This window comes from Pseudomonas sp. AK106 (genome assembly GCF_053903055.1).
The window spans coordinates 2330638-2351887 of sequence record NZ_CP096426.1; the positions used below are offsets into that span (position 1 = coordinate 2330638).

Here is a 21250-nt window from a genome sequence, read left to right on the forward strand (position 1 = left end):
GCATGTTACCGGACGGTGGCGCTTCTCTGGAGGGCTTTGCGGGATGACGTCATTCAGTGGCGCCACGACCCATGGGGTAATTCAATTTGCCGTTCAGCCTTGGCCAGCGCGGCCTTCAGCGCCTCCTTGCGTAACGGAATGCAGTAAGCGGGCTTGGCCCGTTCGAATCGCCAGCTTTCATCAAGGTTGCCGGCGTCGACCGCGTCAAATCCCACCTCGTCCAGCAGCTGTATGCCCAGCGCCTTCGCCCCAGGGTCATCGGCGGCCACCGGCAAGGCACGTCGGTCGTGCGCTTTCACTGGGCGAGCATCGCGCATCAGGTCATCGGCCAGGATCGCGTTGAACACCTTCACCACATGGGCGCGACGCAGATGCTCGGCGAGCAGCCGGCTGGTGGTGGTTTCGAACCTGTCCAGCGCCGGGATAGGGCCATCCTGGTCGGGATAGTAGTTGTTGGCATCCAGCACCGTTTTACCCGCAAGCCATTCGGCGGGCAGGGTGGGGTAGTGCTTGAAGGGAATCGCCACGAGAACAACATCGCCAAAGCGTGTCGCATCTTGGATGGTGCCAATTTGAGCCTGCGGGATCTCGGTGGCCACATTTTCCAGGGTTTCAGGCCCGCGCGAATTGCTGATCATGACTTCATGGCCAGCCGTGATGAACAACTGCGCCACTGCGCGCCCGATGAAGCCCGCCCCGATGATGCCGATGCGCATGTGATAACTCCGATGATGTGCTGGAAGCGGCCATGATGATTGCGAACCAGCGGCAGATAAATAATCATCAGGCACATAGTCTCGCTACCAGGAGTGTTGAATCATGGACCGTCTCAGCAGCATGGAAGCCTTCGTCACGGCGGCGGAGTACGGGTCTTACGCCAAAGCGGCCGAGCGAATGGGGCTGTCGCCGCAGATGGTCGCCAAACATGTCGCTGCGCTAGAGCATCGGCTCGGCGCGCGGTTGCTGAACCGCACCACTCGACGCCAGAGCCTGACCGAACTGGGCCAGGCGTATCTGGAACGTTGCAAGCACATCCTCAGTGAGGCGAAAGCGGCGGATTCCCTTGGGGAGATGATGAATGACACCCCGCGCGGCAAGCTGAAAATCAGCGCGCCCATCACCTTCGGCTCCTCTCGCCTGATGCCCTTCGTCACGACATTCCTGCGGCTGCACCCCGAGATTGAAATCGATCTGCAATTGACCGATCGCTTCGTTGATCTGGTGGAGGAGGGGTTTGACATCGCATTCAGGATCGGCCCGGTGGAGGTGTCCAGCCTGACCGCCCGGCCGTTGGCGCCTTACCAACTGGTGGCCTGCGCGGCGCCTGGCTATCTGGCAGAACGCGGTGTGCCGCAACGTCCGCAAGACCTGAGCCAGCATGAGTGCCTAGGGTACGCCTGGTGGTCGCAGCCGACTGACCGCGAATGGGTGTTCTGCTACGGCTCGACGGTGGAGCGGGTTCAGGTGGCGAGTCGATTGAGGGTCAACGAAAGCCGCGCGCTGCTCTCGGCCGCGCTGGACGGTTTCGGCATCGTGCTCGGCCCGCTGATATTCCTGGAGCCCGCTTTGCGCAGTGGCGAGCTGGTGCGAGTATTGCCTGACTATGAGGCGCCGAGCCGGCCTCTGCATATGCTGTACACCGGGAGCCGGCAGCGAACGGCCAAGCTGCGCCGGTTTATTGATGCGGCACTGCTGCGGTTCGGTTGAGCGCTTCGTGCAGGTGGGCGCCGCGCTTGGTTCGAGGACGCAGCTATTCCGTTTAGTGCCCCCCGGACGACGCTGGCACCTGTTTCTCCCTCTGGCTGGCTTGTCCTGAATGCCAGACCGGCCAGACCTGTGCAACAACAAACAGCACCTCGAAAACCGTAAACCCGAGAATCAGAAAACTCGCTCCCTGAGCGACTGCATAAAGCTGCCAGGCCGCAAACAGCGCCCTTGCCAGTGCGTCGTATAACCCGACGCGACGGCTCGGTTGCGCGAGGCGCCACAACGACCAGACCACCACCACGCTGCCAAGCAGGTTGGCGAACAGCATCCCGCTGACGTCCAGCACAGGCACGGGCCGCTCCAGTGCCAGAGCGGCCGAAAGCGCGGCAAAGGCGCTGAACACCCATGTTGCAGTCCATGGCGTCATGAAGCCTGCCGTCATTATCAAGTCGTAAACGGCGCTGCCTCTGACAAGGTGCCTGTTGGTCTTTGCGTTGATCATGATCATCCCTCAGAGTTGAGCCCGCAGGCTAAAGCCTGGTCTTAGGTCCAGAGTCAACGTGAGCATTGAACGTTATGAAAATAGGTGAAGTGGCACTGCACGCTGGCGTGTCTGTGGACGCGTTGCGGTTTTATGAGGAGAAAGGCCTGATCAAGCCCCGGCGCGGTGCCAATGGCTATCGGCATTATCCGCAGGAGACCCTGCAGCTGGTGGGGTACATCAAGCTGGCGCAGCAGCTGGGGTTTTCGCTGAAGGAAATCGGCGAAAACCTGCCGTTGCTGTGGAACAGCGAGCAGGTCTCCAGCGACCTGCTCGCTCGATTATTCAGCGAGAAAATCGCGTTGCTGGACGAGCGCATCGGGCAGATGCACGCGCTGCGCAATCTGTTGGCCGAGCGGGCCGGGCAGGTCTGTCCGCTGTTGGGCAATGGCGCCGCTGACTCGCCCTGAAGGGCGCATCACCTGGCAATGCCCGGCCGTCCGTAACGCCGCCTTCAGTCGCACAGCGCCTGGCTGCGACGCATCGCTATCGGCCGCACCAGGCTCAGCAATCCTGCCAGGGCCATGGCCGCACCGACCCAGAGCGGCGAGCGCAAGCCCAGGCCTGCGTCGATCGTTACACCGCCCGCCCAGCTACCGAACGCCAGTCCGGCGGTGATGACCGAGGTGTGCATGATGTTCACCAGCGCGCCGGGCTCGGCCGCTTTCATGACGCGCGCCACCATCGCAGGATTCAGTGCCACACCGGTCAGTCCGAGGGCAAGGAAGCACATCAGGTTGAGCCACAGATGATCCCCGGCCAGGGCGAAGCCCGATAACGCCAGCACCATGATTGCCAAGCCCCAGCCGACGATCGCCATCATGTAGCGGTCCGCCAGCCGGCCCACCACCCAGTTCCCCAGCACGTTCGCGACGCCGTACAGCGCCAGCAGCGGTGCGACGAATTTCGGCGCGACGCCGACTTCCTGAATCAAAATGGGCGTGCAATAGCTGAAGGCGGCAAACGTAGCGCCGATGATCAACCCGCTGGTGACGTACGCCGCCCAGAGGGGCGGGTTCTTCATGTCGGCGACTTGTTGGCGCAGTGGCGGTTCGCTGCCGTTGGCGCTCGCCGGCAGGCGCTTGCTCGCCAGCACCGTGCACAGCATCGCCAGCACCACCACCAGCCAGGCGCTCGCACGCCAGCCAAAGTGTTGCTCGACCCATGTAGTCAGCGGCACGCCTACGACGGGCGACAGCATCAGCCCGGCAAGGACCACCGACACCGCCCGACCGCGACGTTCCGGCGTCACGAGGCCTGCGCACACCGTCATGCACAAACCGATGCAGACGGCACTGGAGATGCCCATGACCACGCGAGCAGCAGCGAGCACCAGATAACTTTGCGCGGCCGCTGCGACTGCGCCGGCGACCACATAACAGACGAGCAGCGCGATCAAAGAGCGTTTGTTGCTGACGCCTTTTGACAGCAGCAGGACGGTCACAAGCGGGCCGCCGATCGCCATGCCCAAGGCGTAAAAGGCGATCAGGTTGCCGACCTGGGCGAGACTGACCGAGAACGCATCGGCCAGTGCCGGCATCATGCCGGCGACCATGAACTCGGCCGTCACCAGCGAGAAAATCGTCAGGCCCAGAAGGTAGACGGTGGAAGGGAGTTTGCTGCGGCTGGACATGGGGTTCCCGAGGGGTAAAGAAGGCCGGCTACCCTAGGGATTGAGACGGGGCAGGTCAACAGGCAATCAAGTCACTGTCCCTAGAAAATTGGGGCTGTTGCATCATCCCGAGGTCCGCGCTTGCATCGCCAGCCATTCGTCCCGCGTCAATTCCCAGAACATGGAAGCAATTGCTGTATCAGGCAACCCCCTGGCTCCAAACCGAGCCCGTCGTGCATCCGGTTGAGACCGGTACATCGCTCTAGGGCACCTGCCAGTGAGGCTGCGCAAGCTGGTGAGGCGGATCTGAACCTCCGTGATCCGATCGAACTCCTGCGAATCAGCCCCGGTCAGAGCATGACGGATGCACCACCTATCTCCACTCCGTTAGCGGCACTCGTTTGCCAGAGGACTTGATCATGCTCGGAAAGAAATACCTCCCTCATCTGCTGTTCACCGCCGTATGCGCCGTCAGCAGCTTTTCGTACGCTGCCGAACAGCCAAGCGTGACGATGGATCGACCGGGCGCAGGGGTCAAGGAAATCAAGGAAGGCGATAATGCCCCTGACCAGTACCAACGTCCGAGTCTGGCCGTTAAAGACTGGCGCGCACGCCACCTGACTGCACCGGACAAGAACCAGCAGTGGGTGGAAATCAAGGACAAATATGCCCTGATCGACATCCCTACCGGAACGATCAAACAGATGGTGCCGAAGGCCAAAGGGCACAAGTAACGCCATTGGCTGAGACCTCATCTTCAGCCAACCAATGATGCGTGACGTCTGACGCCTTCCCGGCTAAAGCCGGTCCTACAGTGGGCTCACCGCTAGCCTGACTAGATGTGTGTGGTCTAGCAGGACCGGCTTCAGCCGGGAAGAGGCTTGTCGGCGGCCCTTAAGGGCAAATCCCCATCCAGATAAAATTCATCCAGTTGTGGCGGTGATATGCGGGTACCGGACAGCATGCCGTGAACCTGTCCACGGTGGTGAATCTGATGCTGGAATAAGTGCAGCAGCAAGCGATCCACCCGTTCAGGAATAACGCCTGTCGCCTGCAACACGCGCGCGTCAACCTGGTACTGCCGGGGCGCGCACCGGGGACCGACTTCGGCAAAAACGCACAGCCCCGCATGCAGGGCAGCATTCCGGACGCGTATGCCGATCTGGCTCAACGCGTGTTTAGCGAGTGGTCGCGATCGACACTGGTGACCGAGGCCCAGGATGTCGCCGAAGCCATCTGGGGGGCGGCGAACGACCCTGCTTCGCCGATGCGCATCGCGGCGGGCGCGGATGCGGTGGCCTTGATGGGGGAGGCGGACTGACGAGCCGCTGTTATCGCGGATCGTGCTGCCCATCCGACGAAAGCCCCTTCAAGGGAACTAACAATCAGGAACTCCACCGGTCCAAGCTGTTCCCCGAGCCGGTTGCGACAACCGGCTCACAGGTCGTCAGTTTTCCAGGCAGGAGCAGCGCATGAGCATCACCCCCACTTTTGATATCCGCAATTATGGCGCCAAGGGCGATGCCACTACTGACGATACCGTCGCCATCCAGAAGGCAATTGATGCCGCAAGCGCCGCGGGTGGGGGCAAGGTTTACATTCCTGGCGGCACCTGGCGGGTGTCGGACAGCGACGGTTCGGGCAACGCGCTCGCGCTGAAAAGCAACGTCACCCTCACCGGTGAGGGTGCCGGTGACAGCGTGCTCCAGTTGGCCGATGGCACCGGTTCGAACACCACGTCTCTGCTGGGCGTGGTGGCAGGCAGCACCGTGCGAGACGCCACCGTCAGCAATCTTACGCTGGATGGCAATCAGGCCAACGGCGGTGGGCAGGTCAGTGGCTGGTCCCAGTCGGGGGCCAACAGTACCAACCTGCTGATCGACGGCGTCACCGCGACGAACTTCAGCGGCAGTGGCTTCGACCTGACCGGCGCGTCGGTGCATCTGACAGTGCGCAACAGCACGGCCACCGACAACGCCTCCGACGGGTTTGCAGTGGGAGGTTCGCTGCCCGCACTGACCTTTCAGGACAACCGCGCGCTGGATAACGGCGCCAACGGCATCAATGTCGGCCTGGGCGGCGTAGCGGTTTCGCTGACCGACAACCAAGCGTCCGGCAACGCTGGCGACGGGATTTACGTCCATGAAGAAAGTGGCGTCGACACCGGCTTTTTCAGCGTCATCGGTGGCGACGTCTCCGGCAACGGCGGCGATGGCGTGCACATGCGCGGCATCGAATACGGCGGCGTGTATCGCCTCGACATCCACGGCAACGGCGGCTCGGGTGTCAATCTGCAAGGCACGACCCACATCGAGGTGTCCAACAACGTCATCCACACCAATGCGCAAGGCAATGACGTGCCGGAAGTGGCCATCCGCAACCTGGGCAGCGATAACGGCACGCAGAATTTCGTCTACGACAACCTGATCACCGGCGGCAACGGATCGACCTGGGGCGTGGCCGAGGTGCCGTCGGACGTGGCGAGCGTCGAAGGCAGCGTGATCTTCGGCAACGTCATCAACGGCACTCAAGCCGGCGACATCAGCGCGGCGGGCAACGCAAGCCAGGTCTACAACAACAGCGATGTGCTGATCGTGCGCGGCAGTGCGGGCGCCGACACGCTGATCGGCAGCCGCTCGGACGAACTCATCAGTGGCGGGGCAGGGCGCGATCGCATCGATGGCGGCGCCGGTGATGATGTCATTCAGGGCGGTGCAGGCGCGGACCGCCTCAGCGGCGGAACGGGCAGCGACGTGTTTCGCTTTACCTCGGTCAGCGACAGTTACCGCACGGCCACCACGTCATTCACCGATCGCATCACCGATTTCAACGACACCAGCGACCGTCTCGACCTGACCCTGCTGGGATTGTCCGGCCTGGGCAATGGTCACGACGGCACGCTGAAAGCGACCTATAACGCTGGCACCAACATCACCTACCTCGCCAGCCTGGACGCCGATGCCGCCGGCAACCGTTTTCAACTGGCACTGGACGGCAACCACCTGAGCTCCCTGAGCGCGGCGAACTTCTTTTCGTCGATCACCGGCACGGCCAATGACGACAAGCTGCTGGGGACCGCTGCCGACGACGTGCTGCTCGGCGGTGCAGGGCGCGATACGTTGTCCGGTGACGGCGGCGCGGATCGTCTGATCGGCGGCAGCGGCGGCGACACGCTGACCGGTGGCGCAGGCGCAGATACCTTCGTCTACACCCGCGTCAGCGACAGCCTGCGCAACGATGCCAGCGGCAGCTACGCGCAACGCGACCTGATCACGGATTTCAACAGCAACGGCCATGATCGCCTGGATCTCACCGCCTTGAATTACAAAGGCCTGGGCAACGGCTACGACGGCACGCTGAAAGTGGTGCTGAACCTCGCCGGCGATCAAACGGCATTGAAGTCGCTGGAGCCGGACGCCGACGGCAACCGCTTCGAAATCCTGCTCAGCGGCAATCACCTCTATGACCTGACCGCCAGCAACGTGCTGTTCGCCAACCCCGATGACACGCGCACCGATTCGTCCCAGCCGCTGACCTCGGTGAACGCCACCGGCACGGCAGGCGCCGATACGCTGTATGGCGACTGGGGCAACGACACCTTGTTTGGCCTGGCGGGCGACGACGTGCTGGCCGGCAGCGTCGGCGATGATTTACTGGTTGGCGGTGCCGGCAGCGACAAGCTCACCGGCGGATCGGGCGAGGACACCTTCCGCTTTGATCACATCAGCGACAGCTACGTCGGGGCGGCGGACCTGATCACTGATTTCACCACTGGCCACGACACGCTGGATGTTTCGGCGCTGGGCTTCACCGGCCTGGGCGACGGGCGTAACGACACTCTGCAGGTCAGTTACAACGCCAACAGCGACCGCACCTACGTTCGCAGCAACGAAGCGGACAGCGCTGGCCAGAAATTCCAGGTCACCCTGGCGGGGGATTACAGCCACAGTCTGAAGGCCGAGGACTTTGCCTTCAGCGCCGCCGTTAATGCGGCTGAGATCAAGGTGGTGGGCGTGGCGGCGCCGATGGACCATGTGGTGCTGTCCGACGCCTGATCGCCTTCAATGCATGCGGTCTCTCAGGCTGCACGCGATCTCATTGCAGGACCGGCATTAGCCGGGAAGAAGTCAGTCCGCACACCCTCACATTTGCGGTGTGACACCTGACGCCTTCCCGGCCAAAGCCGGTCCTACAGTGGGTTGAGCCAGTCCGACTTCCGCCTGGCAGTCAGTCCTGCCTCACCCAATGACTCCAATCTGTCACATCCTCGCCCCTGAACTGCCACATTGACACCGTAATGTCCTCGCCAATGAGATCGATCTCAAGCGAGTGATCATGAGTGACCTGAAAGACGTCGCACGGGTGGCCGGGGTTTCCAGAGCGACCGCCGCCCGCTGTTTCGCCTCCCCCGAAGTGGTACGCCCGACAACCCGTGACCAAGTATTCGCCGCCGCGCGAGAACTGGGTTTTCGGCCCAATCTGCTCGGCCGTCAGTTGCGCCTTCAAACCACCCAGCTCATTGGCGTCGTCGTGCCGAGCCTGCTCAACCCGGTGTTCGCCGAACAGTTTCAAGCCATGGAGCGCGCCGCGCGGTTGCGGGGCTACAACCTGCTGCTGGCGACCACCGACTACAGCGCCGAGCGGGAAAGCGCGGTGGTTGAAGAGCTGCTGCGCCAACGGGTCGACGGCCTGGTCTTGACGGTCACCGACGTCCACAGCAACCGCGTGCTGCAAAGCCTCAGCACCGAAGACACGCCCTTTGTTCTCGCCTATCACCAGCCCGGCAGCACCGAATACAGCGCCGTCTCGGTGGACAACCGTGCCGGCATGGCCCTGGCCACGCGCTATCTGCTGGAGGCCGGTCATCGACGCATCGGCATGGTCGCGGGGCCGACGCTGCAGTCCGACCGGGCGCGGCAGCGCTACGCCGGCTACTGCGACGCAATGGCTGAACACGGCCTGGCCGCCATGCCCATCATCGAAATGCCCAGCCACACCCAGGCCGACTTCAGCGCGCTTGCGCCATTGTTGCTCGGCCCTGACGCGCCGACTGCGCTGGTCTGCTCCAACGATTTGCTGGCGATCAGCCTGATCGCCGAACTGCGCCGCCACGGGTGGGCAGTGCCGCAGCAACTGTCGATCATCGGTTTCGACGGCATCGACATCGGCACTCAGATGCACCCGACCCTGTGCAGCGTGGTCCAGCCCATCGCTGCGCTGGCGACCACCGTCATCGATCAATTGCTGGCGCAGATTGCCGGCGCCGCCCCGACTTCCCATTGCCTGCCGTGCCACATCCGGCCTGGCGAAAGTACTCAACCCTACAATCAGCCCTACGAGGAGACGCTCCATGATCCGCTTCAGTAAAACCCTGGCGGCACTGCTGCTGTGTGGCGTGGCCAGCCTGACCCAGGCCGCCGAAACCGCGATTTGCTACAACTGCCCGCCAGAGTGGGCGGACTGGGGCACCCAGCTCAAGGCGATCGCCGACAGCACCGGCGTGCAAGTGCCGCTGGACAACAAGAACTCCGGCCAATCCCTGGCGCAACTGGTGGCCGAGAAAGCCGCGCCGGTGGCGGACGTCGTGTATTACGGCGTGACCTTCGGTTTGCAGGCGCAGAAGGCTGGCGTCGTCGGCACCTACAAACCCAAAGGCTGGGAGCAGATTCCCGAAGGCCTGAAAGACCCGGAAGGCCACTGGTTCGCGATCCACTCCGGCACCCTCGGCATCATGGTCAACGTCGATGCACTGGGCGGCTTGCCGGTCCCGCAGAGTTGGGCTGATCTGCTCAAACCCGAATACAAAGGCATGGTCGGTTACCTTGATCCGTCCAGCGCCTTCGTCGGTTACGTGTCGGCCGTGGCGATCAATCAGGCCATGGGCGGCACCCTGGATAACTTCGCGCCGGCCATCGACTATTTCCAGAAACTGGCGAAGAACGCACCGATCGTGCCCAAGCAAACCGCCTACGCCCGAGTGCTTTCAGGCGAGCTGCCGATCCTGGTGGATTACGATTTCAACGCCTACCGCGCCCGCTACAAGGACAAGGCCAATGTCGCCTTCGTCATCCCCAAGGAAGGCAGCATCAGCGTGCCCTACGTGATGAGCCTGGTCGCCAATGCCCCCCATCAGGCCAACGCCGAGAAGGTGCTGGATTTCGTGCTCTCCGAGCAGGGCCAGGCGCTGTGGGCCAAAGCGTATCTGCGCCCTGTTCGTGCGATGAAAATGCCGGCCGACGTGGCCGCGCAATTCCTGCCTGACAGCGATTACGCCCGCGCCGGTGTGGTGGATTACCAGCACATGGCCGACGTGCAGGAAGCCTTTTCGGCGCGTTACCTGAGCGAGGTCAAGTAAGTGAGCGGCACGGTGTTGAAGGCGCAGAACGTGGCCGCGGGTGGGTTGTTGAAACGGCGTTTGCGCCCGACGGCCGCTTGGGCCCTCGCACCCGCCGCGGCAGTACTGGCGGCGTTCTGGCTGCTGCCATTGGCGCACCTGATAGTGCTCGGCGGACAGCAACGGGACGGCGCCGGTAGCGGTTACTGGCAAGTGCTCAGCAGCCCGCAGTATCTGGGCAGCCTGGCGCAAACCTGTGTGCTGGCTGCTGTGGTAACCCTCGCCGCGCTGCTGGTCGGCGGCATCACCGGCGTGTTTCTCGCCCGTCAGCGTTTTTTCGGTCGCACCACACTGGTGGCGCTGCTGACCTTTCCGCTGGCGTTTCCTGGGGTGGTGGTGGGCTTTCTGGTGATTCTGCTGGCAGGGCGGCAGGGGCTGTTCGCCATGCTCGGCCTGAAACTGGCGGGCGAGCGCTGGGTGTTCGCCTATTCCCTGGCGGGGCTGTTCCTCGGCTACCTGTATTTCTCGATTCCCCGAGTGATCCTCACGATCATGGCCGCCTGCGAAAGCCTCGACCGCAGCCTGGAGGAGGCCGCCCACTCCCTCGGCGCCGGGCACTGGCGGGTGGTGTGTGACGTGATCATTCCAGGGCTCGCGCCAGCGCTGGTGTCCTGTGGGGCGATCTGTTTTGCCACCTCCATGGGCGCGTTCGGCACGGCCTTCACCCTCGGCACCCAACTGAACGTCACTCCTGTGGCGATCTACAACGTGTTCACCAACTACGCCAACTTCACCGTCGCTGCAGCGCTGTCGGTGGTCTTGGGCGCGCTGACCTGGGCGGTGTTGCTGCTCGCGCGGCGCATGGTCAAGCAATCGAGGACGGTCCTGTGAAGCGCTCTTCGCTGTTCATCGCGCAACTGCTGTTCACGCTGCTGGTCTGCGCCTTCATGTTGGTGCCGGTGCTGATGTCCTTGGTGGCCGGGCTCACCCGCAATTACTTTCAGGGCGTGTCCAGCGGACTGACCTTCGACTGGCTCGCGCAAGTCTGGCAGGCCTATTCGCCGACGGTGTGGCTGTCCCTGCAACTGGCAGTGGCGTGTGCGGTGTGCGTCTGCGTGATCGGCGTCCCGGCGGCCTATGCGCTGGTGCGGATGAACAACCGCTTCAGTCGCGCCTTCGAGGAATTGATGGTCCTGCCGGTCGCCATGCCCGGCCTGGCCAGCGCCCTGGCCCTGCTGCTGACCTACGGCCAGTTCGGCAGTTTTCGCAGCAGTTGGCTGTTCATCCTCGTCGGCCATGTGCTGTTCACGTTGCCGTTTCTGGTGCGGCCAGTGATGGCGGTGATGCAGCGTCAGCACCTGCCGACGCTGGAGGAGGCCGCCGCCAGTCTCGGTGCCGGGCCGTTGCGACGGTTTTTCAGCGTGGTGGTGCCCAACTGCCGGGCGGGGATTCTCGCCGGCGTGCTGATGGTGGTGACGCTGTCCCTGGGCGAATTCAACCTGACGTGGATGCTGCACACGCCGATGACCAAAACCCTGCCGGTGGGTCTGGCGGACAGTTACGCCTCGGCGCGGCTGGAAGTCGCCAGCGCCTACACCCTCATATTTCTGTTGATGATCGTGCCGCTGCTGGTGGCGTTGCAGGCCATCAGCGCGCGCCTTTCCCGTGGAGAGCAAAGATGACTGGAACCACGCTGCGCCTGATCGGCTGCCGCAAGGCTTTCGCCGACGGCACCGTTGCCGTTCACGACCTCAACCTGACCATCGAGGCGGGGGAGACCCTGGCGATCCTCGGCCCGTCCGGTTGCGGTAAAACCACCACCCTGCGGATGATCGCCGGGCTGGAGCGGCCGGACGTTGGCCAGGTGTTCTTCGGTGATCAAGACGTCACCCGTCTGCCCATCGAGCGTCGCGACGTCGGCATGGTCTTTCAGAATTACGCGCTGTTCCCCAACCTCACCGTGGAAGGCAACATCGCTTATGGCCTGAAGGTGCGCGGTATGGCCGTCGCCGAGCGCACCAAGCGCTGCGCCGAACTGCTGGAACTGGTCGGCCTGCAGGAACACGCCAGGCGCGGCATTCATGAGCTGTCGGGCGGACAGCGTCAGCGGGTGGCACTGGCCCGTGCATTGGCGCCACGGCCGAAAGTCCTGCTGCTCGACGAGCCCCTGGCCGCACTGGACGCGCAACTGCGTGAGCGCTTGCGCAGCGAACTCGATCAGCTGTTGCGCAGCCTCGGCATCACCTCAGTGTTCGTCACCCACGATCAGGGCGAAGCCATGGCCCTGGGCGATCAGATTCTGGTCATGCAGCAAGGGCGCATCGCCCAGCTCGGCACGCCGCGCGAAATCTATCAGCAGCCGGCCAATCCTTTCGTGGCCGGTTTCGTCGGCAACCTCAATGCCTTTTCGGTGGCAGGCCGTACCGTCAACGGCCTGAAAGTCAGCGGCGGCGAGCTGCCCTGGGCTGAGGCGAGTGAGCCATCCACGGTGTATTGCCGGCCTGAGCATCTGCGGGTGGTGACGCGCGAAGGGCACCTGCACGGGCGTTTGCTGGGACAGTTTTTTCAGGGCGCGCAAAGCCGTTTGCTGATTGAGGTCGGCGCCGCGCAACCGCTGCTGGTCGACAGCGCCGACAGCGTTATTCATGCGCCGGGCGATCTCATTGCCCTGGCCATCGAGCCGCAGGCGCTGTTCGCCCTGCACCCGTGATCCTTGTTTAAGTGAGTTGAATGTGAACGCCCCGTTTCTCATCGCGCAGATCAGCGATCTGCACCTTAAAGCCGGCAACAAGCTGACCTATGGCGTGGTTGACACCCTCGGCGCCTTGCGTCGCGCGGTCGATCATCTGAACGCCAGCACGCCGCGGCCGGACATCGTGGTGATCAGTGGCGACCTGGTGGACTTCGGTCGGCCGGATGAATACACCGTCCTGCACCCCGAGCTGGCGCGCCTGAGCATGCCGTATTACCTGGTGCCCGGTAATCACGACGTCCGCGAGCACCTGCTGGCCGAATTTGCCGATCATGTTTACCTGCCGCTCTGTCCCCAGTCGCCCCTGGATTGGGTCGTCGAAGAGCACCCGGTGCGTCTGATCGGACTGGACTCGACGATCCCCGGTGCCCACGGCGGCCAAGTGCTGGACAGCCAGATGGCCTGGCTGGATGACGTGCTCGGTCGGCGCCCGGAGGTGCCGACCCTGGTGATCATGCACCACCCGCCGTTTGTCACCGGTATCGGCCACATGGAGCGCGAGGCGTTCATCAATGGGGCGGCGCTTGAGCAGGTCATCACACGGCACCCGCAAGTCGAACGGGTGCTGTGCGGTCATTTGCATCGGCCGATGCAACGGCGCTTCGGCGGCAGCATCAGCTGCACCTGCCCGGGCACCTCGCACCAGATCGTGCTCGATCTGCGCGACGACGCCCCGGCGCATTTCAACCTCGAGCCGGCGGGCTACCTGCTGCATCGCTGGGAAGCGGAGCAGGGCCTGGTGACCCACAACGGCGTGTTCGGTGATTACCCGGGGCCGTACCCGTTTTACGACGCTCAGGGGTTGATCGATTAGGCACGCCCCATCTCGGTGGACTGTCCTTACGCTTTGGCCTGGCGGCGCCCGAATGTTCTGCGGGCGCTGATGGTTGGCGTACGACTGAAGTGGGTTACCTATAATCAGTCTATAGTCGTTCTATAATCGCCTATAAACGTAGATTTCACCCATATCTATAATTGGTCTATAGTCACTCTATAATTGCCTATAGAGCTGTGCAGAGATCTACAAATGCCTGAAATCCTCTACCACCGTCCCGAGCTGGCCGCCCGGCTCTCCAAGCTGATCATGCAGGTGTCGGTGGGCAGTTCCGCCAGCTCCGGCGTCTTCCTGGCAGCGCCACGGCGTACCGGCAAATCCACCTTCGCACGTGAAGACCTGCGGCCTGCGCTGGAAAAAGCGGGGGCGATTGTGTTGTATGCCGACCTCTGGCAAGACCTCACCAAAGACCCAGGTCTGGTCATCGTGGAAGCGATCCGCGAAGCGGTAGGTCGCAGCGACGGTTTCATCACACGGCTGGCCAAGGCGTCCGGCGTGGAGAAGGTCGTTGTCGGCGGCTTGAACTTCAGCGTGGATAAAATCGGGCTTGGCAGGGACATCGACCTCACCACGGCGCTGGTGGCGCTCTCCGACGAATCAAAGAAGCTCATCGTGCTGATGATCGATGAAGCGCAACACGCGATCACTACCGAGGCGGGTGTGGCGGCGCTGTTCGCACTCAAGGCGGCGAGGGACGAACTCAACAGCTCCCGGCACCACGGCCTGCGAATCGTTTGCACCGGCTCGAACCGGGACAAGCTGGCCATGCTGTGCAACAGCAAGGATCAGGCGTTCTTCGGCGCGTCGATGGTGCCTTTCCCGACGCTCGATCAGAACTACATCGACTGGCTGTGCGCCAATATCGACCTGCCATCTCCGCTCGATCCGGCAGAAGTGTTCCAGCTGTTCAAAGAAAGTGGCTATCGGCCCGAATTGCTTGGCGCAGCAGCTGATGCTATTCGCTTCGACTTTTTCATCGACCCTGAAAATGTACCTGAGCGTTTTGCCGAGCTGGTCCGGGCGCAGGCGGATGAGCTGAACGCGAACCTCAAGAAGGTGATCCACAGCCTGACCCCGATCCAGTCGGCCGTCATTCGCGTCATGGGCAGCATGGGCGATAACTTCGCCCCGTTCGAGGCGCCCACCATGGCGTTGTACGCCACAGCGATGAAGCAGTCAGGCGTTGCCGAAAGTGCCACCAGGGTTGAGGTGCCGGGGGTGCAACAAGCGCTCATTGCCTTGCAGGAAAAGAACCTGGTCTGGAAGGCTTCCCGGGGCGTTTACGCGGTGGATGAGCACGTGATCGTTGATCTGCTCCGTGCCGACGGGCTGCTTGACGGCTTGTAGCGTCGCGGCAGCCCGCAACCGTCACCTCTTAAGGGCTATGGCCTCTTGGACAAGGCACTCAAGGGCAAACTGCTCGGTGTAGGTCATCTGAATCGGGGTGGTCTCGCCCTTGACGGTCCTTTCGCCATCCAAGATGTAGCGGATGCGCTTGTCAGTCACACCGATACGCTTTGCGATCCACGAAGGTGTTTGGCCAATTCGCGAGATCAGCTTGTCAGCGTATTCGGTGGAGGGGTTATAGAGTTCTGCGTTGGGTGTCATGTGAAGTCCAGGTAGAAGTCGGGCGGGGTGCCCGAGGAGATTGCCACACAGTGTGTCAACAACTGGAGAGTGTGGCGACCTCAATATCACGGGTTTACGCAACATCAGGCTCGGCAAATCTTATGTCCAGCGTACGTGACGACTTGATCATCGCAGCGCACTCATCCCTCGGTACGGGTCTGCTGAAAAGATAACCCTGTATCTGATCGCAGCCATGTTTCACCAGCAGCTCCAGTTGCTCGAATGTTTCGACCCCTTCGGCAATGACCTTCAAGTCCAGCTCATGCGCCAATACGATGACCGCTCGGGTAATCGCCTCGTCTTCATGATTGCTCATGATGTCTTTAATGAACATTCTGTCTATTTTGAGGATGTCGATAGGGAATCGCTTCAAGTAGGCCAGGCTGGAATAACCCGTTCCGAAATCGTCGACCGAAAGGCCTATCCCGTATGACTTGATGTCTCGAAGTATTTCAACCGCCGACTCGGGTTCAATCATCAACACCGACTCAGTGAGCTCGAACTCTAAAAGAGTAGGGTTGATACCGTATTCTTCCAGGATATGTTTGACGATGTTGGCAAGGCCTTTTACCTGAAGCTGCCTGGCGGACAGGTTGATGGCGATGGGTACCAGTCTGATATGACTGTCTTCCCAGCTTTTCAACGTCTCACAGACTTTCCGGATGACCCATTCGCCCACCGGAATGATCAGGCCGGTCTCCTCAAGCATGGGAATGAAATCAGCGGGAGACACCAGGCCGAGCGAGGGATGATTCCACCTTAACAAAGCCTCCAGGCCACTGATGCTGCCATCTGCGAGGCTGACCTTTGGCTGGAAATGCAGAATAAATTCATCGCGTTCCAGCGCACCCCGTAAGAGTGTTTCAGTTTGCAAGCGTTTAACGGCACTTTCGTTCATCTCGGCGTTATAAAACTTGAAATTATTACGCCCACTTTTTTTCGCATGGTACATGGCGGTATCCGCATTCTTGAGGATGACGCCGGCGTCATCTCCGTCAAACGGATAATTGGCGATGCCCACGCTTGCTGAAACAAATATGTCCTGGCCGCGAAGGTTGAACGGCTTCTCCATTGCGTCAACAACATGGGCCGCCAGCGATTTGATGAAACTTGCCGAGTAGACAGGGTGTGTGACCACAATCGAGAACTCATCCCCGCCCAGTCGCGCAACCATGCTGTTCTCATCGATGTACTCTTCCAGACGTCGACTCGCCTGGATAAGCAACTCATCGCCCACGGAATGCCCCATGGTGTCGTTCACGGTTTTGAATCTGTCGAGATCGATAAAGATGACGCTTATTGCAGATGGCGCGGAGGCTGTGCGGCTGATTGCAGCGTGCAGGTAATTATTGAGAAACCAGCGATTGGGCAAGGTGGTGAGCGAATCATTCTCGGCAAGATGGGTGAGTTTTTTCTTCGCGTCATCCCTTTCAAGCGCGGCTGCCAACAGGTTTGCCAATGTCTGGATGTAGCTAACATCTTCACGGGTAAACACGTAGTCAGTGGTGGCATACACCCCAAGAACGCCCTTGAAAACGTCCCTGCACGATATATCAACTTCCAGGGTGCTTCTGATGCCATGGGTTTCCACTGTGTCATCAGTCAACAGCTTGTAGGTGTCATCAGCTCCATCGGAAATGATGGCTAGCTCAGTCGAAGCGCCCATGCGGCTGGACACTTGACTCGCGTAGCTGCGGCGGATGTCATCGTGGGTCAGGCCAATCTCAGCGCTGAGGATCACCCCGTGACTCACTTGGTCAACGACTGATAGCGCTGCCTTGCTCATTTTCAAACCTTGCGCCGCCGTTAGCGCGGCCAGTTGACCCAGGGCTCTGACGTTTTCCTCGGTCAATGCCTGCTGGCCAAACAAGGCGATCAGGTTTTGCCTTCTGGAGTTATCCAGAATGGCGACCTCAAACTCTTTTCGGTCGGTGATATCGATGTCGATGCAGATATATTTTTCAACGCCGCCCCTGTCATCGAGGATCGGGATGATGGTGCGTTGATGCCATTTATCTGTCCCGGCACGACCTGAAAGCCTGACCTCACCGTTCCACACTTCACGTTCAGGTGTCCATTGCCACGGCTGAGTGGCGCAATACATGCCGTTCCAGACTTCATCGATCGTCAACGCCAGAAGCTCAGCGCGAGAACGCTGGGCGCTGGACACGAATCGTTCGTTAACATAGGTAATACGGCCGGAGGGTGAAAATTCGCAAACGATCGAAACCTCATCCAGGGCATTCTTATGCTGCACCAATGTGTTCATCAACGATTCAATGCGCTGACCAAAGTGGTTGCGCATACTGGCTGCCGTACGGTTTACCGCCTTTATGGCCTCCTGTATTTCCACGGGCGCATCGGCCACCAACATCGCTTCTGCTGCCACCGCACCTGAAGCGATTTCCGCTTCATAAGAGTGAAGTTTGTCCAGGTGTGCGAGCGACCGTTTGATCATGAACCCCATCAACAGCAAACTGGTCAGCAGAAAAAGCACTGCCAGTACGGTCGCCTGCACCACCAACGTACACAGTTCAGCCGCTATTTTCTCGGCATTGAAAGACAGGCGCATCACGCCATAATCTTTGCCCCCGATCGTTATCGGACGGTTGACATCGAATAACCGTGCAGCCACCTCGGATTCTATCCACGCAGGGGCTCTTCCAGCAGGCGCCTTGGGTGCCTGCAGACGAATGACGCCACCTGACAGGTCAATAAACATGGCCGACTTGAACGGTGAGCGAGACAGGGTTTTTTCGAGGGTCCTTTTGATGGTGTCGTAATCGCCGATGATGACACTTTCTTCAACGGCCTGTGCCGCCACCTCTATCAGCATGTTAGCGCTGTCTTGTATCTCTTCAATGTGCTGGAGCATCTGGTTTTTATAAAAAAGACCCAGCCCGGTTGTCAGAAATACTACGATCAAAAAGGACAGCATCGCCAATATGCGCGACGTCAGTGATCTGGGCATCAGGCTTTTAAAGAAATTCATTAACAGCCTCTCCCGCTAGGTGTGAGATTGATTACTTATGGTTTGCTGGAGCGCTGTTATAAAAATCACGATAGGACGCATAATCCGCTTCCGTCGCAGGAATAAACTTGATCGGTTCAGGTGCATGGACGAGCTCAGTCGCGTCATGAAGAATTTTGCTGCCTTCACTATCATATTGCATATTAAAAAATGCATCGGCGACCGCCGTCAGTTCTTTTTGAGACACTCTGGGGGAGGCCATGAGGGCTAAATCGTTGAACAAGGACGAGTTCCACAGTACGCGGAACGACTTGCCTTCTCTTTCGGTGTAGCCGCTGACCAGCTGTGAATTAACCCCCATTGCCTGGGCCTTGCCACTGATCAGCTGGCTGAACGCACCATCCATGTTTCCTGCAAACACCGTAGACGTATTTATCCCTTTCTTTACCAATTCGGCGCTGGTGACTTTATAAGCGATGAACGCTTCGGGTCCCGGGTACACGACTTCCTGGCCTTCCAGTTCAGCAAGGCTATGGATGGGGGAATCGGCAGGTACCACGATTTGCCCTTCCAGGGGAGGGGCGTCACGGCGACCAAACACCTTCCAACCCATTTTGTCGCGCTCTGGACTGAAAAGATGGTTGGTAAAAGCGAAATCAACTTCTTGTGCGAGCACATAACTGGTGGTGTCGGAGGAGGTACGCCCTAATTTCAGGGTCAGGTTCACGCCGCTTTTGTCGGACACGTACCGAATGATCGGGTTCCAGAAACTGGCTGAGAGATTAAGGTTGTATTGATTGACCGGCGAAAAATTGTAGACTTTAACGTCTTCGGCACTCGCCACATTTGACAACCCAAAAGACAGCGCAATAATAAAAGCTTTGCAGGTTAGGCGTAACGTCACGTGTTCACTCCAGCAGTAGACTAGCTTCTGACCCAACGGTGATTAAAGTTAAATCAAACTCATCAATCCAATATAATCGGCCGGGCGCGGGGGATCTTAAGCACCCTTTGCTTAAATAATTAGTTAAGTCTATTGGATCCACTAATCCGCCCGCATTGGTCCCTGTGATAAGGCCGTTACCCCATACTCGTTTGGATGAGGGAGGTGATTGGAGGAAGAGCCGTTATTCCGACAGTGGATGCATTCCTGATGGTGACGCGTCTGGCCCGCCCGGGCATTCGTCTTGGTAGAAGCAAGGCGACCTGAGTGGGTCAAAGAGTTAGTGTGCGGGTCAGTTACCGCTCAACCACTCGCGCTTCCGAGGGTGGCTGGCCGTCTATACCCGCCGCTTTACCCACTGGCAGAAAACGCGGCAATACGATCATGTGCGGTACTGCAAAGGCCGTTAATACAGCGAACAGCGCGCGGATTCCGGTGCCTTCCTGCAGCAGGAAGACAAGACCTCCAACCAAGATGAACAGAGCAGCGCCCAGGCATATTGGCCAAGTGAGGCGCAGGTAGGCAGACAGGTGAGGCGCGCCCAACAGACGCTGGCGAACCTGGGTCTGAGGCGCGGCGTGCAAGCTATAAAATCCAACAGCGAAGCCGACAAGGGGTGGTAACAGCACCACGGCAAACAGCGTGGCCGCTAACCACAGGCTGCGTTGGCGCCAGGAGGCCAGCAGCAATACCGGTAGCGCGATGACGCCGCTTGTGGCGAGCAACCACGTCAGCCGTTCCGCCAGTCCATGGGGTTCGCCCGAGCCGATGGTTAACGCGAGCAACCGGGCGACCTCTGTGCCATGCACCACTGCCGGACCGCCAATGATGAAGAGCCCCAACGCCAGCGATGTCAGCCGCTCGTGGAACAATTCATCTTCATGGAAAAAATGCCAGGCCGACAGCAGCAGAAACAACAGGAGTGCCGTCGCACTTGCCAGCTGCCAGCAGAGTAGACAGCCAAGGGCTGTCGCCAGGTAGGAAAAGAGGAAAGCGGGGCGTCGTGCCGTTGCCACCAGATGCATATCGCTTACCCCGTGGAGAAGCCCCAGGCCCAACCCTACCGCCAGCGCAAACGTCATCTGCGTCGCTGCCCCGGCCAGGCTGGCAATCACGGCGGTCGACAGCATGACTAGCCAGCCCGTCCTGTTCACTCTCAGGCGCCTGACTTCGCCAGAGCGGCGTGCAACTTGCGCTCGGAGGTGAAGGCGTACACGACCTTGGCCAGAACATCGAGTACCAGGAAGATCCAGATGGTTGCGGCATCGCTTACCATCCATATCCCCTCTGGCCCGATGGCGAAAACAACCGGGTAGATCAACCAGAGCACAGTGAGAAAACCGATATTTTTACGGTACGCCGCGCCAATGGCCGGATGCTGCCCGGCGATATTCGCCAGTGGCTTCCACAGCAGATAAAGCACACCGACAAAAGCCGCGCACGACCAGGCAAAAAATACCCATTTCAAAGTGCCGTAAGGCGCCAGCGAGGCGATCAGACCGGCCACTATCATCATCACATCCAGGGTCACGATAGACGCCACGAAGCCGGCTTGGCCTTCCTGCTCACGGGCGCCCAGATACGCCGAACTGACGACCCCGGCCAGCAGCAGAGGCGTGGTTAAGGCCCAGTCGACGTAGCGAGCGAGATAGGTAACGCTGTCGGCCGGTTTGATCAGGTTACCCACGCCCAGGTACATGCAGAGGTAGGCCGTTGCCGCAATGAACGGGACGGCGGAGTGGACCAGTGTGTGGCCGCGCAGTGGGCCGCTGTGAGCGCCTTTGGCATAGATGGCCAACGAGGCAAGCGACATGATGACGAAGCCCAGGAGCAGAGGTATTGGGGTCATTGGGGTGTCCAGATAGTCTATGAGATCCGCTTGGCGACGCCATCTCCCAATCAGAGAAGGTTTTGCCGAGCGCTGCA

General features: G+C 60.4%; 20 protein-coding genes and 1 pseudogene. 12 read left to right on the forward strand and 9 right to left on the reverse strand.

All coding sequences use genetic code 11. The features are described from left to right. Positions 1-53 precede the first annotated feature (53 nt). Positions 54-716 (reverse strand): NADPH-dependent F420 reductase, encoded by a 663-nt coding sequence (locus M1E04_RS10535; protein WP_456292918.1) that lies wholly within the window; start codon positions 714-716, stop codon positions 54-56. Between the two features lie 103 nt (positions 717-819). Here M1E04_RS10535 and M1E04_RS10540 point away from each other — a divergent pair, with 103 nt between their 5' ends. Beyond that, positions 820-1707, forward strand: a complete 888-nt coding sequence (locus M1E04_RS10540) for a LysR family transcriptional regulator (RefSeq protein WP_456292919.1) — start codon at positions 820-822, stop codon at positions 1705-1707. 52 nt (positions 1708-1759) lie between these two features. On the opposite strand, the gene M1E04_RS10545 is transcribed toward M1E04_RS10540, so the two are convergent. Then, the gene (locus M1E04_RS10545) at positions 1760-2134 is read right to left on the reverse strand and encodes a hypothetical protein (protein ID WP_456292920.1); all 375 of its coding nucleotides are present in this window, start codon (positions 2132-2134) and stop codon (positions 1760-1762) included. 149 nt (positions 2135-2283) lie between these two features. On the opposite strand from M1E04_RS10545, the gene M1E04_RS10550 reads away from it, so the two are divergent. Further along, positions 2284-2658: a MerR family transcriptional regulator gene (locus M1E04_RS10550; protein ID WP_456292921.1), complete on the forward strand. Its 375-nt coding sequence runs from the start codon at positions 2284-2286 to the stop codon at positions 2656-2658. 44 nt (positions 2659-2702) lie between these two features. Here the strand turns inward: M1E04_RS10550 and M1E04_RS10555 are convergent, their stop codons facing one another. Then, the gene (locus M1E04_RS10555) at positions 2703-3881 is read right to left on the reverse strand and encodes an MFS transporter (RefSeq protein ID WP_192130298.1); all 1179 of its coding nucleotides are present in this window, start codon (positions 3879-3881) and stop codon (positions 2703-2705) included. A gap of 398 nt (positions 3882-4279) precedes the next feature. Here M1E04_RS10555 and M1E04_RS10560 point away from each other — a divergent pair, with 398 nt between their 5' ends. Then, positions 4280-4594 (forward strand): RcnB family protein, encoded by a 315-nt coding sequence (locus tag M1E04_RS10560; protein WP_065988829.1) that lies wholly within the window; start codon positions 4280-4282, stop codon positions 4592-4594. A gap of 131 nt (positions 4595-4725) precedes the next feature. Here M1E04_RS10560 and M1E04_RS10565 read toward each other — a convergent pair. Further along, positions 4726-4881 (reverse strand): annotated as a pseudogene (locus tag M1E04_RS10565) (DinB family protein); the annotation flags it as partial. Between M1E04_RS10565 and M1E04_RS10570 the strand changes: the two are divergent. From M1E04_RS10570 to M1E04_RS10610, 9 genes are all read left to right on the forward strand, one after another. Further along, positions 4867-5181: a hypothetical protein gene (locus M1E04_RS10570; RefSeq protein WP_456293240.1), complete on the forward strand. Its 315-nt coding sequence runs from the start codon at positions 4867-4869 to the stop codon at positions 5179-5181. The pseudogene M1E04_RS10565 and the gene M1E04_RS10570 overlap by 15 nt on opposite strands. Before the next feature lie 151 nt (positions 5182-5332). After that, entirely contained in the window at positions 5333-7915 is a 2583-nt protein-coding gene (locus tag M1E04_RS10575; protein ID WP_296313378.1) for a M10 family metallopeptidase C-terminal domain-containing protein, read from the forward strand. Positions 7916-8195: 280 nt separating this feature from the next. Continuing rightward, positions 8196-9227: a LacI family DNA-binding transcriptional regulator gene (locus tag M1E04_RS10580; RefSeq protein ID WP_369319628.1), complete on the forward strand. Its 1032-nt coding sequence runs from the start codon at positions 8196-8198 to the stop codon at positions 9225-9227. Further along, entirely contained in the window at positions 9211-10215 is a 1005-nt protein-coding gene (locus M1E04_RS10585) for an ABC transporter substrate-binding protein (RefSeq protein ID WP_065988834.1), read from the forward strand. Before M1E04_RS10580 ends, M1E04_RS10585 begins: the two co-directional genes overlap by 17 nt. Before the next feature lie 48 nt (positions 10216-10263). Next, entirely contained in the window at positions 10264-11085 is an 822-nt protein-coding gene (locus tag M1E04_RS10590) for an ABC transporter permease (RefSeq protein WP_197985849.1), read from the forward strand. Then, positions 11082-11876 carry an ABC transporter permease gene (locus M1E04_RS10595; RefSeq protein ID WP_456292922.1) on the forward strand — a complete coding sequence of 265 codons (795 nt, stop codon included), beginning with the start codon at positions 11082-11084 and terminating at the stop codon, positions 11874-11876. The genes M1E04_RS10590 and M1E04_RS10595 overlap by 4 nt, the downstream gene beginning before the upstream one ends. Further along, entirely contained in the window at positions 11873-12904 is a 1032-nt protein-coding gene (locus tag M1E04_RS10600) for an ABC transporter ATP-binding protein (RefSeq protein ID WP_456292923.1), read from the forward strand. The genes M1E04_RS10595 and M1E04_RS10600 overlap by 4 nt, the downstream gene beginning before the upstream one ends. Before the next feature lie 22 nt (positions 12905-12926). Then, complete coding sequence (locus tag M1E04_RS10605) at positions 12927-13760, forward strand: phosphodiesterase (protein ID WP_456292924.1); 834 nt, start codon at positions 12927-12929, stop codon at positions 13758-13760. Between the two features lie 213 nt (positions 13761-13973). Further along, positions 13974-15128, forward strand: coding sequence for an ATP-binding protein (locus M1E04_RS10610; protein WP_456292925.1), 1155 nt, complete (start codon positions 13974-13976; stop codon positions 15126-15128). Between the two features lie 21 nt (positions 15129-15149). Here the strand turns inward: M1E04_RS10610 and M1E04_RS10615 are convergent, their stop codons facing one another. The 5 genes from M1E04_RS10615 to M1E04_RS10635 form a co-directional block, all read right to left on the reverse strand. Then, positions 15150-15389 (reverse strand): hypothetical protein, encoded by a 240-nt coding sequence (locus M1E04_RS10615; RefSeq protein WP_065988840.1) that lies wholly within the window; start codon positions 15387-15389, stop codon positions 15150-15152. 94 nt (positions 15390-15483) lie between these two features. Further along, on the reverse strand, positions 15484-18402 hold the full coding sequence (locus M1E04_RS10620) for a GGDEF and EAL domain-containing protein (protein WP_369319622.1): 2919 nt from the start codon (positions 18400-18402) through the stop codon (positions 15484-15486). 31 nt (positions 18403-18433) lie between these two features. After that, a complete protein-coding gene (locus M1E04_RS10625) occupies positions 18434-19285 on the reverse strand; it encodes a phosphate/phosphite/phosphonate ABC transporter substrate-binding protein (RefSeq protein ID WP_065988842.1) in 852 nt (283 codons plus the stop codon). 335 nt (positions 19286-19620) lie between these two features. Then, positions 19621-20454, reverse strand: coding sequence for a Brp/Blh family beta-carotene 15,15'-dioxygenase (locus M1E04_RS10630; RefSeq protein ID WP_456292926.1), 834 nt, complete (start codon positions 20452-20454; stop codon positions 19621-19623). A gap of 26 nt (positions 20455-20480) precedes the next feature. Further along, a complete protein-coding gene (locus M1E04_RS10635) occupies positions 20481-21173 on the reverse strand; it encodes a bacteriorhodopsin (protein WP_456292927.1) in 693 nt (230 codons plus the stop codon). Between the last annotated feature and the right edge of the window lie 77 nt (positions 21174-21250).

Bases quoted from the DNA above. Each gene is read 5' to 3' on its own strand.
- M1E04_RS10535 (WP_456292918.1), bottom strand. From the start codon at position 716: ATGCGCATCGGCATCATCGGGGCGGGCTTCATCGGGCGCGCAGTGGCG.
- M1E04_RS10540 (WP_456292919.1), top strand. From the start codon at position 820: ATGGACCGTCTCAGCAGCATGGAAGCCTTCGTCACGGCGGCGGAGTAC.
- M1E04_RS10545 (WP_456292920.1), bottom strand. From the start codon at position 2,134: ATGACGCCATGGACTGCAACATGGGTGTTCAGCGCCTTTGCCGCGCTT.
- M1E04_RS10550 (WP_456292921.1), top strand. From the start codon at position 2,284: ATGAAAATAGGTGAAGTGGCACTGCACGCTGGCGTGTCTGTGGACGCG.
- M1E04_RS10555 (WP_192130298.1), bottom strand. From the start codon at position 3,881: ATGTCCAGCCGCAGCAAACTCCCTTCCACCGTCTACCTTCTGGGCCTG.
- M1E04_RS10560 (WP_065988829.1), top strand. From the start codon at position 4,280: ATGCTCGGAAAGAAATACCTCCCTCATCTGCTGTTCACCGCCGTATGC.
- M1E04_RS10575 (WP_296313378.1), top strand. From the start codon at position 5,333: ATGAGCATCACCCCCACTTTTGATATCCGCAATTATGGCGCCAAGGGC.
- M1E04_RS10580 (WP_369319628.1), top strand. From the start codon at position 8,196: ATGAGTGACCTGAAAGACGTCGCACGGGTGGCCGGGGTTTCCAGAGCG.
- M1E04_RS10585 (WP_065988834.1), top strand. From the start codon at position 9,211: ATGATCCGCTTCAGTAAAACCCTGGCGGCACTGCTGCTGTGTGGCGTG.
- M1E04_RS10600 (WP_456292923.1), top strand. From the start codon at position 11,873: ATGACTGGAACCACGCTGCGCCTGATCGGCTGCCGCAAGGCTTTCGCC.
- M1E04_RS10610 (WP_456292925.1), top strand. From the start codon at position 13,974: ATGCCTGAAATCCTCTACCACCGTCCCGAGCTGGCCGCCCGGCTCTCC.
- M1E04_RS10615 (WP_065988840.1), bottom strand. From the start codon at position 15,389: ATGACACCCAACGCAGAACTCTATAACCCCTCCACCGAATACGCTGAC.
- M1E04_RS10620 (WP_369319622.1), bottom strand. From the start codon at position 18,402: ATGAATTTCTTTAAAAGCCTGATGCCCAGATCACTGACGTCGCGCATA.
- M1E04_RS10630 (WP_456292926.1), bottom strand. From the start codon at position 20,454: ATGCTGTCGACCGCCGTGATTGCCAGCCTGGCCGGGGCAGCGACGCAG.
- M1E04_RS10635 (WP_456292927.1), bottom strand. From the start codon at position 21,173: ATGACCCCAATACCTCTGCTCCTGGGCTTCGTCATCATGTCGCTTGCC.